We start from the raw sequence: 17,432 nt of genomic DNA on the forward strand, positions 1-17,432 counted from the left end.
TAGTATTAGAAGACTATAAGAGCATCTGTACGAGGAGAGAAAATTATGTCAAACATTATTGCAGAAATTACAAAAGATCAGCTTCGTTCTGATCTACCAACATTCCGCCCAGGTGATACTGTAAAAGTTCACGTGAGAATCGTAGAGGGTACTCGTGAGCGTATCCAAGTATACGAAGGTGTTGTTATTAAACGTCGTGGTGGCGGTATTAGCGAAACATTTACTGTTCGCAAAATTTCTTACGGTGTTGGTGTGGAACGTACATTCCCTGTACACACTCCAAAAATCGAGAAATTAGAAGTTATTCGCCGCGGTAAAGTTCGTCGTGCGAAACTTTACTACCTACGTAACCTACGTGGTAAAGCAGCTCGTATTAAAGAAATTCGATAATAACGATTTAGAATGGGGGCTTTTACAACTAAAAGCCTCCTTTCTTTTTTATCAATGAATAAGATTGAAAATAATAAGCATAAAATACTATCAACTCGACCAAATTTAAAGGTCGGGTTATGTTTTTATTTCTAACACTTGTAATTTATACCTACATTGCAATAAAATGAGGTTAGATGGGGGGACATCTCTCGTGGAAAATATAAATGAAGAGCATAATGATAAAAAAGAGAAAAAGAAAAGTGAACTTTGGGAATGGACAAAAGCACTTATCATCGCGTTTTTAATTGCTGTAGTCATTCGATATTTTTTATTTACACCTATAGTGGTGGATGGGGATTCAATGATGCCTACCTTAGAAAATGGAGATCGAATGATTGTAAACAAATTTGGTTACATGGTAGGTGAACCAAACCGTTTTGATATAGTTGTATTTCATGCACCCGAAGGAAAAGATTATATTAAACGAGTAATTGGATTACCAGGTGAGCATATTGAATATAGAAACGATCAATTATATATCAATGGCGAACCCATCGAAGAACCTTATTTAGATAAATATAAATCACAATTACCATCAGGAAATTTAACACAAGACTTTACAATGCAAGATATCCCGAATATTGATCCGAATATAGAAGTCATTCCAGAAGGTTATGTATTTGTAATGGGTGATAATCGTAGAGGAAGTAAAGATAGTCGACATATTGGACTTGTAAGTATTGATGAAATTATTGGTAGTACAAACCTAATTTTTTGGCCAATTAATGAAATACGATTTGTGGAATAATTTCTTAAAAGGAGGTTCTAAGTAATCTCCTTTTCTTTTTGCAAGTCGGCAGGTAGGAGGTAAAACATATGACTATACAATGGTTTCCTGGACATATGGCAAAAGCCAGAAGGGAAGTTCAAGAACAATTAAAGCTAGTTGATATCGTTTTTGAATTAATAGATGCAAGGTTACCACTATCATCAAGAAACCCCATGATTGATGAGGTTATTAATCAAAAACCACGACTATTGATATTAAATAAAGCAGATATGGCAGATGAAGCAGAGACACGTAAATGGGTACAATACTTCGCGGACAAAGGCCATACAGCAGTTGCAATTAATTCTTTTGAAGGTAAAGGATTGCAAAGTGTTACAAAGGCTGCAAAAGAAATTTTAGCCCCAAAATGGGAGCGAATGAAATTAAAAGGTATGAAACCAAGAGCGATTCGCGCAATGATTGTAGGAATTCCGAATGTTGGTAAGTCTACTTTAATTAACCGTTTGGCTAAGAAAAATATTGCGAAAACTGGAAATATGCCTGGGGTAACAAAAGCTCAGCAATGGATTAAAGTTGGTAAAGAAATAGAGTTATTAGATACACCGGGTATTTTATGGCCAAAATTCGAAGATCAAGAAGTTGGCTTGAAATTGGCAATTACAGGTGCTATAAAAGATGCTGTAACGAATATGGAAGATATTGCGGTGTATGGACTAAGATTTTTATCGATCCACTACCCAAATCGAATGGACGAGCGTTACGGTATAACGTCTGTTTCTGAAGATTTAGTTGAGACATTTGACCATATTGGTAAATTACGCCGTGTGTATGGTCCAGGTGGAGAAATTGATTATGATAAAGTAGCAGAATTAATCGTTCGAGATATTCGCGATCAACACCTTGGAAAGCTTTCCTTTGATATTGTAGATGAAGAATTAGAGAAAGAATCGTTAGAACGATAAAACATAGTATACTTATAAAAAACAAGAAGCTGCTTTGAAAGTGTTACTTTCTAAACAGCTTCTTTCAATACGTAAATGGCATTAATAAGGAGGAGAAATTATTTGAAAATTAATCAATTAATTGCGAACAATATTAACAAATTAGATACAATGCTTCCAACAGACCAATCGTTAGGAATTGCTGGTTTATCGGGTTCTGGTAAAACAACATTTTGCCAAACAATTGGTGAAGAATCGAAAAAAAGACTCGTCTCCTTATTGCCAAAAGCAGAATATCAATATTTATTTCCAACTATTATGGAAACAAACTTCAGTGCCATTCATATGGAAGAAATGCCATTAGTCCTTTTCCTCGGAAAATCTTCCATTTCTTCAAATCCACGTTCAACTATAGGGACGCATACTGGCGTTTTTACAGAAATCCGACAAAAAATTGCACAACAATATAATCTTTCACCGGAAGTATTCTCATTTAATAATGAACTCGGCTGGTGTCCTAAATGTAAGGGTAGAGGTACAAACAGTAATAAAGAATGTACTAAATGTAATGGACTTCGATATAACGAAGAAACACTCCAATATACACTCAATTTATTGGATAAACCACATAATATCGCTGACATAAATAATTTAAGTATTGAAAAAGTACTTTCACTTAGTGAGCAATTAGAAATTAGCGAGCAAAAACAGCATATCCTTCAAAATATTATTAATATGAATATTGGCTATTTAACGATAGATCGTATTATGGGGACTTTGTCTGGTGGAGAGTTAACTCGACTTTACTTAGCTGAATTTATGTCAATAAGTGAGAATACGGTCATTATTATTGATGAAATATCAGTAGGTATTGATAAGGTTACATTACTAAAAATTTTAGAACAAATAAGAAAGTTAGGATATCAAAATCAAATATGGTTAATTGACCATTCAGATACAGTTCTTAATAGTACTGAATCCAAAGTATTCTTTGGACCAGGCAGTGGTAAATATGGCGGGAAAATTGTTGATGAATCCCCACGTCCAAAACCAATCTATTTAGAATTAAATGAAGATGAGCCAACAGATTATTATCAATTTAATAATTTAGCAAGCCGAAATATCCAAATCGATGAGTTGAAAATCCCAAAAAATCGACTAGTAACAATCACCGGAGAGTCTGGTAGTGGAAAATCTACACTTGTAAACGAATGTATTGCTAAAGAATTCCCCAAAAAATATAAAAAAGACAAGCTTGTCATGGTTGGTCAGGATCGAAACCAATCAATTACGAGTCGTTCAACGGTTGCAACATTTTTAGATATTAAAAAGAGGATTACGAAATATAGCGAAACAGTGGAAGATATTTTCGATCGTTCTATTGAAGATATTATTGATGAACTTCCAAATGAAGAAATTGCCCATAAACGTTTAAGTTTATTGATTAAACTAGGACTGGGTTATTTAACTTTAAATAGGAAAACTCAAACATTATCCACGGGTGAATTTCAATGTGTCCATTTAGTTTCAGAGTTGTTCATAAAATCTAAAAACCCACATACACTCTTCATCTTTGATGAACCATCAAAAGGATTGTCGCAAAATATATTAAATCAATTTATCGATAGTATTCGAGGAATTTTAGAAGATGACTCTGTATCGATTATTATGATTGAACATAATGACTATATGATGGAAAGTTCCGATTACATTGTTGACTTTGGGAAAAGGAAAGAAGAACCTGTTACACAATTAGAAGTTGTAAGTCATCGAAATTACTTTGCGGATAGCAATAAGGTACAAGCTAGTCAACCAACTACAATTGCCTCAAAGTTGAAATTGCAAAATGGCCTATCGTTTTTAAAAGAAAATCAAATTGATTATTTTAAAAAGGCAGAACAAGTTTACAAAGGCGGGATTTTAAAAAGCTTATCATCAATGGCTCGTTTAATTTATGGTAGTGAATATGACTCAAACAAAATCGCACCTGTTATAGCCATTGACCTTGAAAGACATCTATATAGTCAATATAGTTTCCTTTTTGAAGTGGGAGGCGTTATTAATCATATCATTGCAGCACACCCAACGAATAAGGATACTAGAAGCTTTGATTTTTATGCTCAGGACAATCACTGTCCATCTTGTTCAGGACGTCGTAAAATTGAAGTGTTTGATAAAGAACTAGTAATACAAGACAAAAATGTTCCGTTTTGGGATGGAATGTTCTATCAAGATGTTATGGATGTATTAAAGTATTATCAATACTCAAAATTAGAGTTTATTTTTGAAGAAATTAAGAACGAACTTGGATATGACTTCACGAAAAGCTACAATGATATGACAGATGATGAAAAGCATGTTTTCTGGTACGGATATTTTGATCATTCGTTTTATGATAAAAATAGTAAAGCACGTAGAACTTGGGTAGGATTTAATACAATTCTAGGAATGTACATGGTCATTTCAAAATCAGAAATAAAAGAACAAATGAAAGCTTCAAAAGAGTTGATTGAATGTCCAATCTGTGAGGGTACAGTGTTAAATCATCGTAAATCACTAAATTTTGGTGATATAGATATACGTGAAATCATTAATAAGCCCATTGATGAAGTGATAGAAATTGTAGGTGATTTACCGGTACTCCTTAAGCTGAAATCAATTGTTGGTGGAGAGATGATTCTAACAGAGGAAATTTCACTATTACCTAGAGAAACACAAGTGGCACTTAAACTATTCGAAATAGAACAAGCAAGTTTTAGTGGATATGAAATTGTGTTACAAAATGTAAATCCGTTCTGGGATTCAATAAAAGATTCAATCGAATCGATTGGCAAAAACAATTTAGTGACAATCTGTGACTTCCCGAATATTAACGAGACTAGGGAAGCGATCATAGATAAATACTTCACTAATGGAAAATATAAAAAACTAACTTATGTATATGAAGCGTTCGGATATAAAAAGTTAGTTACCGAAATAAATAAAATTAGAAAAACTAATCCGTGTCCATTCTGTAAAGGAAAAAAGGTTATATCAGAAGATAATTTACACGACGGAGTTTATAAATTAACGATTCCATGTGTAAGTTGTAATGAGACAGGTTTAAATGATGACGGTCAAAAAGTAACTGTCGAAGGAATACAAGTAAAAACATGGTTAACTGGAACGGTAAGCGATGTTATCGATGAAAGTTTAACAACAGATGAAGTGAGTAATATTCCGATTTTTAGCCGTATTCGCGAATTAAATAAGCAAGATATGATGGCAGTTTACGAGTGCCTTGAGCGCAATAATAAAAAATAGTAGTGTGAAACTCAATTACCAAGTTGTAATTGGGTTTTTCATTTTGAATTTGTAGGTTACAATTTAATAATTAATTATCATATATTTTTAAATTTATTATTATCGACAACAATTTTATGATTTTAATAGAATTGAATCCTATTCTGTCGATATAAAGTGTAAGAAATAAAGGAAGTGTACACATGAAGACGGTAAAAGAAATAACGATAGATTTACAACAGACAGACCAATATGAAAAATGGATGGAAGATATTAAAGTTGATGAAAGAGCTGGAGTTCAAAAAGCTTGGACATCGTGGCTAAATCGATATGAAAAACAACAAAAACTAATAGAAGAACATCAAATGAAAATCCACTTTGATAAGTCTTATAAACCTTTTGAAGGGGCTAATATTGCTGGAGTTGATGAAGCGGGGCGCGGTCCTTTAGCCGGTCCAGTAGTAACGGCTGCGGTCATATTACCAGAAGATTGTGAAGCGTTGTTTGGTATAAATGATTCGAAGCAATTAACTAAAATGCAAAGAGCTAAATTTGCAGAAACGATTAAACAACATGCTCTATCCTACTCTATTCATTTTCAAAGTGTTGAAGCAATTGATGAACTAAACATATACGAAGCGACAAAGCAATCGATGAAAGAAAGTGTACAAACATTACATATTAAACCAGACTACTGTCTATTGGACGCTATGGAAATCTCGATCGATATTCCACAAAGCTCAATCATTAAAGGTGATGCTAAAAGTTTAGCAATTGCAGCGGCGTCCATACTAGCAAAGCATGCGCGTGATGAGTATATGGAACAATTACATAATGAATATCCACAATACGGTTTTGACCAACATGCAGGTTATGGTACAAAACAACATTTAGAAGCAATTGAAAAGTTTGGACCGACTGTTCATCACCGTAAAAGCTTTGAGCCAATAAAATCTATGATTATAAAGTAAAGGGTGAGATGATGAGTTTCACTTCATTAACTCCAATTCAAATACAACAATCAAATAAAACCCAAAATCAACCTTTAACTTTGAAACAAGGTCAAGTTCTCCATGGGACAGTTAAAAAACTATACCCAGATCAAATTGCAGAAGTTCAAGTTGGCGGACATAAGTTTTTAGCAAAGCTAGAAACCCCTTTAAAAGCCGGAGATTCACACTTTTTACAAGTGACTAGTATTTCTCCCCAAACAGAACTAAAAGTCGTTACAGGGCCAATGAACGCTTCTGATTCGATGAAACAACAGATTCAGCAACTTTTAGATTCGATGAACTTACCCAAAACTGCAAATATGATGCAACTTGCAGCTCATTTCATTAAAGAACAAGTTCCAATAACAAAGGAGCAGTTTCAATTAGCTCAAAACTTATTAAATATGGTTGATAGTCTTTCAAAAAAGGATGCTATTCTAGCTATACAAAAAATAATTGAATCGAATATGCCATTAACAAAAGAAATATTTCAGGCTGTTTTACATGGATCTAAAACAAATGGTATGTCACAAGAGTTAGCAACTTTTACTCAGCAATTGAAAGATTCGTCGATCTCTGACAAAACAAAATCAGCAATCTTAGAAAATTTAAATAATATTTCAAAACCACTAGATTCTATGAAAGGTGGTCTTGTTATTGCAAGGGCTATCCAAACGTTATTTAGTGAAACAGAACCTATTGCAAATAAATTATTTACTCTAAATTTATTAAAAGAAGCATCTGTCATTCCGAAGCAAGCAACTCTTTCAAATTGGTCGGAGTCTACCCTACATCAAGCTAAACATAACGATGGTCAAATACTTCATTCGGCTAGAAATGTCGTTCAAGCGATACAAATTATGGATGAAAAAAATGCGCCCAATCTAATTAATCAAGTAAAACTATGGATACAAAATGAGCAAAATTTAAATCCATCACAAAAGAGCGAGCTTACTTCATTCATCAATCGATTTGAAAATATGCCAAAAACAACACAAACAATTCAACAATTTTCAATGCAATTGAATGATTTATTATTAAGAGCTTATTCGAGTAATATTACGAACCAATCAATTGCACAAAATTCAAATGGATCAACTGCAATTAGTCAATTATTATCACTTGTTAACGAAGATAGTATGTCAAACGAATTAAAACTATTGTCGAATGTTGCTAAAGTTGTAAATGAGTCTACACAACCTCAAATTCAAAGTCTAAACGAAAAAGTTGAGCAACAATTAAAATCGACTCTCGATGGTTATACGGTACAACTTGCGATAAAAAATGTTTTAAAAAGTCTAGGCGTTAATTATGAAATAGCTCTCAATAAAAGTATTGAAGAGATTGAGCAAATATCCGATCAATTAAAGCCAAATCTTTTATCACTAATAAAAGAGGGGGCTGTTTCTCCATTAAAGGATTCTGCGGAAATATTACTAGCAAGAATGAACGGGATGCAACTATTGTCAGGAGAAAATGGACATCAGCATCAACTCATTATGCAAATTCCATTACAATTTTTCGGTAAATCAATGGATGCAACATTACAATGGAATGCAAAGATGAATGATAATGGCAAAATTGACTCTGATTATGCAAGAATATTATTTTATTTGGATATGGAATCATTAAAAGAAACAGTAGTAGATATGCAAGTACAAAATCGAATTGTGTCGATTACTTTATTTAATGAAAATAATAATTTACAAACGATTGCTGAAGTCTATCAAAACGTACTGAAACAAAAATTGTCTGAAAAAGGGTATTATTTGTCAGGAATTTTCTATAAAACATTTGGCAAAACTGCGAACGAATCTACTGTAAAAAATTCTAGGCAAGAACAGATAGAAGGGTCAAAATTTAATGGAGTTGATATTCGGGTATGAATGAGAAAACGTATAGACGAAAAGAAGCTATTGCACTTTCTTATAATCCGAATGAGTATAATAGCCCGAAAGTAATTGCTAAAGGAAAAGGAAAAATAGCAGAGAATATTTTAGAGAATGCTAATTTGAATGATATTCCCATTTATGAAGATTCTAACCTAGTTGAACTAATGAGCCAGCTAGATTTAAATGATGCGATACCAGAGGATTTATATGAAGCAGTAGCGGAAGTTTTTGCCTTTATTTACAGATTGGATGAACAACATAGTGCACTTAAAGTAAAAAAAAATATTAAAATTTAATATTCTACTATTTACATTAAGTAGAAAAATAGCGCAAAATAGAGATGTAAGTTGTCGAAAACAACAAACGTAGACATTATCATGTTGTTTGTATAAAATAATAATGGTAATAAATTTTATTTCCAGATGATTGATTGGAGGATGCAGGATGAATATCCACGAATATCAAGGGAAGGAAATTCTTAGAAAGTATGGAGTTTCTGTTCCTAAAGGGAGTGTAGCTTTTTCTCCGGAAGAAGCAGTTAAAGTAGCGAAAGAACTAGGTTCAAATGTAACCGTAGTCAAAGCGCAAATTCACGCTGGTGGTAGGGGTAAAGCTGGCGGTGTTAAAATTGCAAAAAATTTAGATGAAGTTAGAACTTACGCAAAAGAATTACTAGGAAAAATACTTGTAACTCACCAAACTGGTCCAGAAGGTAAAGAAGTAAAAAGATTATATATTGAAGAAGGATCAGACATAAAAAAAGAATATTATTTAAGTTTTGTTTTAGATAGAGCAACTTCAAGAGTAACATTAATGGGCTCAGAAGAGGGCGGTATGGATATCGAAGAAGTTGCTGAAACAAACCCTGAAAAGATTTTTAAAGAAGTAATTGATCCTGTAACGGGCTTATTACCATACCAAGCTCGTCGCATGGCATTTAATATGAATATTCCAGCAAAATTAGTAAATAAAGCAGCTAAGTTAATGCTAGGGTTATATAATGCATTTGTTGACAAAGATGCGTCAATTCTTGAAATTAATCCATTAGTAGTAACAGGTAACGATGATGTTGTTGCGTTAGATGCGAAATTTAATTTTGACGGAAACGCACTATATCGACACAAAGATATTGTTGAATTAAGAGACTTTGATGAAGAAGATCCAAAAGAAATCGAAGCATCTAAATATGATTTAAGTTATATTTCCCTTGATGGAAATATTGGCTGTATGGTAAATGGTGCTGGACTAGCTATGGCTACAATGGACACAATTAGTTACTATGGCGGTCAACCTGCTAACTTCCTTGACGTTGGGGGCGGTGCAACAACGGAAAAAGTAACAGAAGCGTTTAAAATTATTCTATCTGATCCAAATGTAAAAGGCATTTTTGTAAATATCTTCGGAGGTATTATGAAATGTGACATTATTGCTGAAGGTGTTATTGTTGCAGCAAAACAAGTAGGACTAAACGTACCATTAGTTGTTCGATTAGAAGGTACAAACGTTGATCGTGGTAAAGAATTGCTAAATGCTTCAGGATTAAATATCGTTGCTGCGGATTCCATGGCAGATGGAGCCCAGAAAATTGTCGAATTAGTAGGTTAATGGAAGGCAGGGAGAATCATGGGTGTTTATATTAATGCAGATACTAAAGTAATTGTTCAAGGGATTACAGGGGAAACAGCTCTATTCCATACGAAACAAATGTTAGAATACGGTACAAAGATTGTGGCAGGCGTTACACCTGGAAAAGGTGGACAAACTGTAGAAGGTGTTCCTGTTTTTAATACAGTTCAAGACGCGGTAAATGAAACTGGTGCGAATGTTTCAGTTATTTACGTACCTGCCCCATTTGCAGCAGACGCAATTATCGAAGCCGTTGATGCTGAATTAGATTTAACAATTTGTATTACTGAGCATATACCAGTTTTAGATATGGTCAAAGTAAAACGATATATGGAAGGTAAAAAGACTCGTTTAGTAGGTCCGAACTGTCCAGGAGTAATTACAGCTGATGAATGTAAAATTGGAATTATGCCTGGGTATATTCATACAAAAGGTCATGTAGGTGTAGTATCACGTTCAGGAACTTTAACGTATGAAGCTGTTCATCAATTATCTCAAGCTGGTATCGGTCAAACTACAGCTGTTGGAATTGGTGGAGACCCAGTAAACGGTACGAATTTTATCGACGTATTATCGGAGTTTAATAACGATCCAGAAACGTATGCAGTTGTTATGATTGGTGAAATCGGTGGTACTGCTGAAGAAGAAGCAGCTGAATGGATTAAAGCAAATATGACAAAACCAGTTGTAGGATTCATCGGCGGACAAACAGCACCTCCAGGAAAACGAATGGGACATGCTGGAGCTATTATTTCTGGTGGTAAAGGTACTGCGAGTGAGAAAATTAAAGCAATGAACGAAGCAGGAATTGAAGTTGCTCCAACTCCATCAGTAATTGGTGAAACATTAATTAAAGTTTTAAAAGAAAAAGGTCTATACGAAAAATGTAAAACACATTAATGTGTAATAATAGTAACACTAATGAAAAATTAAAAAAGGCTGTCTGGAAACTTTTACTCTAGACAGCCCCTTCTTTTAAAAATACCAATTCATTTTGTGCGGTCTATTTAATAATTTGAGTTTCTTCTATTTAAATATGAGAGGTGATTGTAAATTGCATGAACAACCAATTCATGAATTACTAGCCTTGCATTATGTTTATCCTCTTACTTTCAAAGCTTACTCAAAACTCATTCACTCCATTGGTTCAATAACTCATTTATCGACAACTTCCCCAACAAAATTAGCTAATATATTACAAATTCCGCTGAGTAAATCAGAAATTATTTTACAGGAATTTATAAAAATGTTGAAAGTTAATTTACTAGATGCATATAATTCCGAAAGGATTATTCCGATTCCTTTTAATAATCCGTACTATCCAAAAGAACTACTCAAACTAATCGATCCACCAACTGTATTATATGCAAAGGGTGATGTATCCTTTTTACAAGAAAATAATAAGATAGCAATTATTGGATCAAGAAATGCAACAAATTATACTTCAATGGCGTTAGATTTAATTGTTCCACCACTTGTGGAAAATGACTATGTCATTGTTAGTGGTCTTGCTAAAGGAGCAGATAGTTTAGCTCATTCATCTGCAATTCATTATGGTGGTAAGACTATTGGTGTGTTAGGAAACGGGTTTTTTCATATATATCCGAAAGAAAATCGTTCATTAGCACTAAAAATGGCTGAAAAACATTTATTAATTACAGAATATCCACCTTATGTTGGGCCACGAAAATGGCAATTTCCAATGAGAAATCGTATTATTAGCGGTATTAGTGAAGCGATTGTAGTAACAGAGGCTGCACTTTCGAGTGGTACATTAATAACGACAGACCATGCACTCGATCATGGAAAAGATATATTTGTAGTCCCTGGACCGATAAATTCGGAGCAATCGAAAGGGACAAATCAACTATTAAAAGATGGTGCTATTCCAATATGGAATGGCTATCAAATCATAGAGGAAAGAAAAATGTTTTTGGGTAAATATTGAAAAAAAGTTGCAATATCTTTCAATCTGTTATACATTTTGCAACAGGTATTCATTTTCAAATATAAAATTTAACTTAAACAGATTATTACCAAAGTAACCTCTATAGGGGGATGAATAGATGGCAGATTATTTAGTGATAGTAGAATCACCAGCAAAAGCAAAAACCATTGAAAGATATTTAGGGAAAAAATATAAAGTTAAAGCGTCCATTGGGCATGTTCGTGATTTACCACGTAGTACGACTGGAATCGATGTAGAAAATAACTATACACCGAAATACATTACGATTCGTGGTAAGGGTCCAGTTTTACAAGAGTTGAAAACTGCTGCAAAAAAAGCAAAGAAAGTATACCTCGCAGCCGACCCCGATCGTGAAGGTGAAGCAATTGCATGGCACCTAGCTCAAGCTTTAAATATTGATTTAGACTCTGAATGTCGTGTTGTTTTTAATGAAATTACAAAAGATGCAATACTAGAATCTTTTAAAAATCCTAGAGCGATAAATATGGATTTAGTAGATGCACAACAAGCACGTCGTATTTTAGATCGACTTGTAGGTTATAACATTAGTCCACTTTTATGGAAAAAAGTGAAAAAAGGGTTATCGGCAGGTAGAGTACAATCTGTAACGATGCGTTTAATCATCGATCGAGAAAACGAGATTAAAAATTTCGTTCCTGAAGAATACTGGTCAATTGACGCTACTTTTGAAAAAGGTAAAAAGACATTTGACTCTGTTTTTTATGGAACAGAAAAAGAAAAAGTTAAATTAACAAATGAAGATCAAGTAAATGAAGTGTTAAAGAGTTTAAAAGGTGACGAGTTTACGGTTACAAATGTAGTAAAAAGAGAACGTAAGCGTAACGCATCGCCAGCCTTTACAACATCTTCACTACAACAAGAAGCTGCTAGAAAATTGAACTTCCGAGCGAAGAAGACGATGATGCTGGCACAACAACTGTATGAAGGTATTGACATAGGTAAAAAAGAAGGTACTGTCGGATTAATTACGTATATGCGTACAGATTCAACTCGTATCTCTGAAACAGCAAAAACTGAAAGCTATGAATATATTCTTGAGAAATATGGAAAAGAGTATGCAATTGGTGAAGGGAAAAAAGCAAAAAAATCAACAAATGCTCAAGATGCCCATGAAGCGATTCGACCTACTAGCGTACATCGAACACCTGAATCATTAAAAGAAGTTCTAAGCCGTGACCAATTAAGACTATATCGACTTATTTGGGATCGATTCGTTGCTAGCCAAATGGCCCCAGCAATTTTAGATACTGTCTCTGTTGATCTTGTGAATTCTGGAATCGTTTTCCGTGCGAACGGATCTCAAGTGAAATTCCCAGGGTTCATGAAATTATATATTGAAGGAACAGATGATCAAACAGAAGAATCAACAAAACTATTGCCTGAAATGGAAATTGGAGAAAAAATTAAAAATTTAGAAATTACTCCAAACCAACATTTCACACAGCCACCACCACGCTATACTGAAGCGCGTTTAGTAAAAGAGCTGGAGGAATTAGGTATTGGTCGTCCTTCTACTTATGCACCGACCCTGGATGTAATTCAAAAAAGAGGCTACGTGCAATTAGATACGAAACGTTTTGTACCAACTGAATTGGGTGAAATTGTTCATCAATTAATGAGTGAATTTTTCCCAGAAATTATTAATATAGAATTTACAGCTAAAATGGAACAAGACCTCGATAAGATCGAGGAAGGGCAATCAAATTGGGTAAAAATTATTGATGAGTTTTACCAAGACTTTGAAAAATATTTAAAACATGCAGAAGAAACGATGGAAAAAATCGAAATAAAAGATGAACCAGCTGGTGAGGACTGTGAAAACTGTGGTGCTCCAATGGTTTATAAATTAGGTCGTTTTGGTAAGTTTATGGCATGTTCTAATTTCCCTGATTGCCGAAATACAAAAGCGATATTAAAACTTATTGGGGTAAAGTGTCCAAGTTGTGAAAACGGAGAAATCGTTGAGCGAAAAAGTAAAACAAAACGAACGTTCTACGGATGTAATAATTATCCAGAATGTGAGTTCGTTTCATGGGACAAGCCAATTAGTAGACCTTGTCCAAAATGTAGTTCATTATTAATAGAGAAGAAATTGAAAAAAGGTATTCAAATCCAATGTACAAAATGTGACTATGAGGAAAGCCCGGTCCAGTAGATGTACTAAAGTCAAGTTCTGAACATGGTGAAAGCTATGTAAATTAATACTTGTTAACAAAAAATGAACGAATTGTAGTAATGATTCATAATTTTGTGAATTCTCAAACAATATATTTGATTTTGGCCTCTAAAAATTGTTATAATTTAGAGGCTTTAATTTTTGTATACATTTCAATAATTAGCTAATCTTTTCTAAATTGTTAACGTTTACGTATTTTTAACAATTTATTATGTATTTTTTGCTTGATTAATTGGTGAGATAAGGTTAGTGTCATATTTGGAGTTTTAACCGAATAGATCTTGGTAATTTGAAGCATTGATTCTAATAGAATTAATGGAATATAAAAAATAGCGTTCTCTTCAATGATTTATGTTCTGCTATGAATATATCAATAAGTAATAACGTCAGAAAAAACAATCGCCCATCATTGACTGAATCTTCGCTAATAGGTTTGTTAACATGGAGGTGATTCGTATTGGCGATTAAGATTCAAGAGAGCTTGGAACAATTTATTCGATATATACAGTTAGAAAGGAATTTTTCGATACATACTGTTAAAGAATACCAATATGATTTAAATGAGTTCCTTGATTTTTGTCAGGCTGAGGGAATTTCAGATTTAAATGATGTAGAGTATCTTCATGCTAGATTGTATGTAACAAAATTGTATGATGAAAAGAAAGCAAGAACTTCAATATCTAGAAAAATATCCTCCATTCGTTCATTTTTTCGCTTCTTAAATCGGGAATTTAATTTGGATGACGCGCCATTTTCTTCGCTCTACCATCCCAAAAAAGAGAAAAGATTACCGAACTTTTTTTATGAAGAAGAGATTACAAAACTATTTGAAGAAAATGTAGGCGATGATTTGAAGTCAATTCGAAATATCGCTTTACTTGAATTGCTTTATGCTACAGGTATTCGCGTAAGTGAATGCACGTCTATTGAATTAGGGGATATTGATTTAAATTATTCTATTCTAAGAGTCATGGGTAAAGGACGCAAGGAACGAATAGTACCATTTGGGTATTATGCGCAAGATGCATTATTAAAATATATAAATGAAGCTAGGCCTCAAATGATGAAAAACAAAAAACATAATCGTTTGTTTGTTAATATGCGAGGTGGCGAACTTACTTCGGGTGGTGTTCGTTATATATTAAATGAGATGATTGAAAAGGCATCTTTGAAAACGAAAATTTACCCACATATGCTAAGACATACTTTTGCTACTCATCTCTTAAATAACGGTGCTGATTTAAGAACTGTCCAAGAATTATTAGGACATGCAAATCTTTCTTCAACACAAGTATATACGCATGTAACAAAAGAACATCTTCGAAATACGTATATGAATGCTCACCCAAGAGCTTAACTTCTTTAGTAAAGGTTATTACTTCAATTAGGAGGACAATTTATGGGACAATATCATGCAACAACGATATTTGCTATTCACCATAATGGAAAGTGTGCGATGGCTGGTGATGGCCAAGTAACACTAGGCAATGCTGTTGTTATGAAACATACAGCTAGAAAAGTTAGAAGATTATATCAAGGTAAAGTTTTAGCTGGCTTTGCTGGTTCTGTTGCAGATGCTTTTACACTCTTTGAGATGTTTGAAGCGAAATTAAATGAATACAATGGAAACTTACAAAGAGCAGCGGTAGAAGTTGCAAAACAATGGCGCGGAGATAAAATGTTGCGTCAACTGGAAGCGTTATTATTAGTTATGGATAAAAATACGTTACTTTTAATCTCAGGGACTGGTGAAGTCATTGAACCTGATGATGGAATATTGGCAATTGGGTCAGGTGGTAATTATGCGTTATCAGCAGGAAGAGCATTAAAAAGACACGCTGGTGATCATATGACTGCAAAAGAAATTGCGGAGGCGGCTTTAACGGTCGCTGCAGATATTTGTGTGTATACAAACCATAATATAATAGTGGAGGCGCTAGAAGAATGACAGTACAAAATTTGACGCCTAGACAAATAACAGAACATTTAAACAGACATATTGTAGGACAAACTCAAGCAAAAAGAGCTGTTGCGATTGCTCTGCGTAACCGTTTTCGTCGTTCATTATTAAGTGAAGACATGAAAAATGAGATTATCCCTAAAAATATATTAATGATTGGTCCAACTGGTGTTGGTAAAACAGAAATCGCCAGACGTATTGCAAAACTTACAAATGCACCTTTTATTAAAGTAGAGGCTACGAAGTTTACAGAGGTTGGTTATGTCGGTAGAGATGTTGAATCGATGGTTCGCGATTTAGTAGAGGCATCAAGACGTCTAGTAAAAGATGAAATGATGAACAACGTTAAAGATCAAGCTGAAACACTGGCGAATGAAGCAATTGTGAAGTTATTAGTTCCATCCATGAGGAAAGAAAAAATGGCACAAAATCCTTTCGAAATGTTATTTGGTGGCCAAAGGAACGATAATGTTCAAGAAGATACGAGCCATGAAGAAACTGAAATTCGTTCAAAGCGTTCTCAAATTGCTGCTGATTTACAAGCTGGTAAGTTGGAAGAGTCTTATGTAACGGTGGAAGTGACTGAACAAAATACTGCCATGTTCGATATGATGCCTGGTATGGGCATTGATATGGGTTCTTCTGGAATGCAAGATATGCTTTCAAACTTAATGCCTAAAAAGAAAAAGAAACGAAAAATGAAAGTTAAAGATGCAAGAAGAATTCTTATTATCGAAGAGGCAAATAAGTTAATCGATTCTGACGAATTAGCACAAGAAGCAATTAATCGTGCAGAACAATCAGGAATCATTTTTATCGATGAAATCGATAAAATTGCAAGTCGTGGTTCATCTTCCTCTGCGGACGTCTCTAGAGAAGGTGTTCAACGCGATATTCTACCGATTGTAGAAGGGTCGACAGTAACGACGAAATATGGCCCTGTTAAGACAGATTTTATTCTGTTTATTGCAGCTGGAGCTTTCCATATGTCAAAGCCAAGTGACTTAATACCAGAATTACAAGGACGATTCCCAATTCGAGTGGAACTTGAAAAATTAACAAAAGAAGACTTTATCCGTATATTAAAAGAGCCTGACCAATCTTTAATCTTACAATACAAAGCATTACTTGAAACAGAAGGTGTAACGATTAACTTTACGGAAGATGCAATTGATCGGATTGCAGAAATTGCAACTCAGGTTAATCAGGATACTGACAATATCGGAGCAAGAAGACTTCATACGATTTTAGAACGACTGCTAGAGGAACTATCCTTTGAAGCGTCTGAAATCGGACCGAGTCATATTGAAATTACACCAGCTTATGTTGATTCAAAATTAGCTGAGATTTCAAAAAATAAAGATTTATCTCAATTTATATTATAAAAGTTATAGTTATGTTCAAAATAAGG

General features: G+C 33.9%; 14 protein-coding genes. All 14 read left to right on the forward strand.

What is annotated here, in order from left to right; all coding sequences use genetic code 11:
- Window positions 1-45 precede the first annotated feature (45 nt).
- The 14 genes from rplS (at window position 46) to hslU (ending at window position 17,406) form a co-directional block, all read left to right on the forward strand.
- A complete protein-coding gene (gene rplS / locus CRO45_RS02235) occupies window positions 46-390 on the forward strand; it encodes a 50S ribosomal protein L19 (protein WP_097147987.1) in 345 nt (114 codons plus the stop codon).
- 193 nt (window positions 391-583) lie between these two features.
- A complete protein-coding gene (gene lepB, locus CRO45_RS02240) occupies window positions 584-1,180 on the forward strand; it encodes a signal peptidase I (protein WP_328588573.1) in 597 nt (198 codons plus the stop codon).
- 68 nt (window positions 1,181-1,248) lie between these two features.
- Window positions 1,249-2,124, forward strand: a complete 876-nt coding sequence (ylqF, locus tag CRO45_RS02245) for a ribosome biogenesis GTPase YlqF (protein WP_097147989.1) — start codon at window positions 1,249-1,251, stop codon at window positions 2,122-2,124.
- Window positions 2,125-2,226: 102 nt separating this feature from the next.
- Window positions 2,227-5,406: an ATP-binding cassette domain-containing protein gene (locus tag CRO45_RS02250; protein ID WP_097147990.1), complete on the forward strand. Its 3,180-nt coding sequence runs from the start codon at window positions 2,227-2,229 to the stop codon at window positions 5,404-5,406.
- A 182-nt stretch (window positions 5,407-5,588) separates the two neighbouring features.
- A complete protein-coding gene (locus CRO45_RS02255) occupies window positions 5,589-6,356 on the forward strand; it encodes a ribonuclease HII (protein WP_097147991.1) in 768 nt (255 codons plus the stop codon).
- A gap of 11 nt (window positions 6,357-6,367) precedes the next feature.
- Window positions 6,368-8,263: a hypothetical protein gene (locus CRO45_RS02260; RefSeq protein WP_097147992.1), complete on the forward strand. Its 1,896-nt coding sequence runs from the start codon at window positions 6,368-6,370 to the stop codon at window positions 8,261-8,263.
- Window positions 8,260-8,565 (forward strand): EscU/YscU/HrcU family type III secretion system export apparatus switch protein, encoded by a 306-nt coding sequence (locus tag CRO45_RS02265; RefSeq protein ID WP_097147993.1) that lies wholly within the window; start codon window positions 8,260-8,262, stop codon window positions 8,563-8,565. Before CRO45_RS02260 ends, CRO45_RS02265 begins: the two co-directional genes overlap by 4 nt.
- Window positions 8,566-8,713: 148 nt before the next feature.
- Window positions 8,714-9,874 (forward strand): ADP-forming succinate--CoA ligase subunit beta, encoded by a 1,161-nt coding sequence (sucC, locus tag CRO45_RS02270; protein ID WP_097147994.1) that lies wholly within the window; start codon window positions 8,714-8,716, stop codon window positions 9,872-9,874.
- A gap of 18 nt (window positions 9,875-9,892) precedes the next feature.
- Window positions 9,893-10,795, forward strand: coding sequence for a succinate--CoA ligase subunit alpha (gene sucD, locus CRO45_RS02275; protein ID WP_097147995.1), 903 nt, complete (start codon window positions 9,893-9,895; stop codon window positions 10,793-10,795).
- 154 nt (window positions 10,796-10,949) lie between these two features.
- A complete protein-coding gene (gene dprA, locus CRO45_RS02280) occupies window positions 10,950-11,843 on the forward strand; it encodes a DNA-processing protein DprA (protein ID WP_235864506.1) in 894 nt (297 codons plus the stop codon).
- A 118-nt stretch (window positions 11,844-11,961) separates the two neighbouring features.
- The gene (gene topA / locus CRO45_RS02285; protein ID WP_097147997.1) at window positions 11,962-14,040 is read left to right on the forward strand and encodes a type I DNA topoisomerase; all 2,079 of its coding nucleotides are present in this window, start codon (window positions 11,962-11,964) and stop codon (window positions 14,038-14,040) included.
- 484 nt (window positions 14,041-14,524) lie between these two features.
- Window positions 14,525-15,418: a tyrosine recombinase XerC gene (xerC, locus tag CRO45_RS02290; protein WP_408057106.1), complete on the forward strand. Its 894-nt coding sequence runs from the start codon at window positions 14,525-14,527 to the stop codon at window positions 15,416-15,418.
- 42 nt (window positions 15,419-15,460) lie between these two features.
- A complete protein-coding gene (hslV, locus tag CRO45_RS02295; RefSeq protein ID WP_097147999.1) occupies window positions 15,461-16,009 on the forward strand; it encodes an ATP-dependent protease subunit HslV in 549 nt (182 codons plus the stop codon).
- Complete coding sequence (hslU, locus tag CRO45_RS02300) at window positions 16,006-17,406, forward strand: ATP-dependent protease ATPase subunit HslU (protein ID WP_097148000.1); 1,401 nt, start codon at window positions 16,006-16,008, stop codon at window positions 17,404-17,406. Before hslV ends, hslU begins: the two co-directional genes overlap by 4 nt.
- Window positions 17,407-17,432: the final 26 nt, after the last annotated feature.

The organism is Ureibacillus acetophenoni, from assembly GCF_900220965.1.
Classification (GTDB): domain Bacteria; phylum Bacillota; class Bacilli; order Bacillales_A; family Planococcaceae; genus Ureibacillus; species Ureibacillus acetophenoni.

Coding starts and splice junctions, on each gene's coding strand:
- rplS (WP_097147987.1), top strand. CDS start 46: ATGTCAAACATTATTGCAGAAATTACAAAAGATCAGCTTCGTTCTGAT.
- ylqF (WP_097147989.1), top strand. CDS start 1,249: ATGACTATACAATGGTTTCCTGGACATATGGCAAAAGCCAGAAGGGAA.
- CRO45_RS02255 (WP_097147991.1), top strand. CDS start 5,589: ATGAAGACGGTAAAAGAAATAACGATAGATTTACAACAGACAGACCAA.
- CRO45_RS02260 (WP_097147992.1), top strand. CDS start 6,368: ATGAGTTTCACTTCATTAACTCCAATTCAAATACAACAATCAAATAAA.
- CRO45_RS02265 (WP_097147993.1), top strand. CDS start 8,260: ATGAATGAGAAAACGTATAGACGAAAAGAAGCTATTGCACTTTCTTAT.
- sucC (WP_097147994.1), top strand. CDS start 8,714: ATGAATATCCACGAATATCAAGGGAAGGAAATTCTTAGAAAGTATGGA.
- sucD (WP_097147995.1), top strand. CDS start 9,893: ATGGGTGTTTATATTAATGCAGATACTAAAGTAATTGTTCAAGGGATT.
- topA (WP_097147997.1), top strand. CDS start 11,962: ATGGCAGATTATTTAGTGATAGTAGAATCACCAGCAAAAGCAAAAACC.
- hslV (WP_097147999.1), top strand. CDS start 15,461: ATGGGACAATATCATGCAACAACGATATTTGCTATTCACCATAATGGA.
- hslU (WP_097148000.1), top strand. CDS start 16,006: ATGACAGTACAAAATTTGACGCCTAGACAAATAACAGAACATTTAAAC.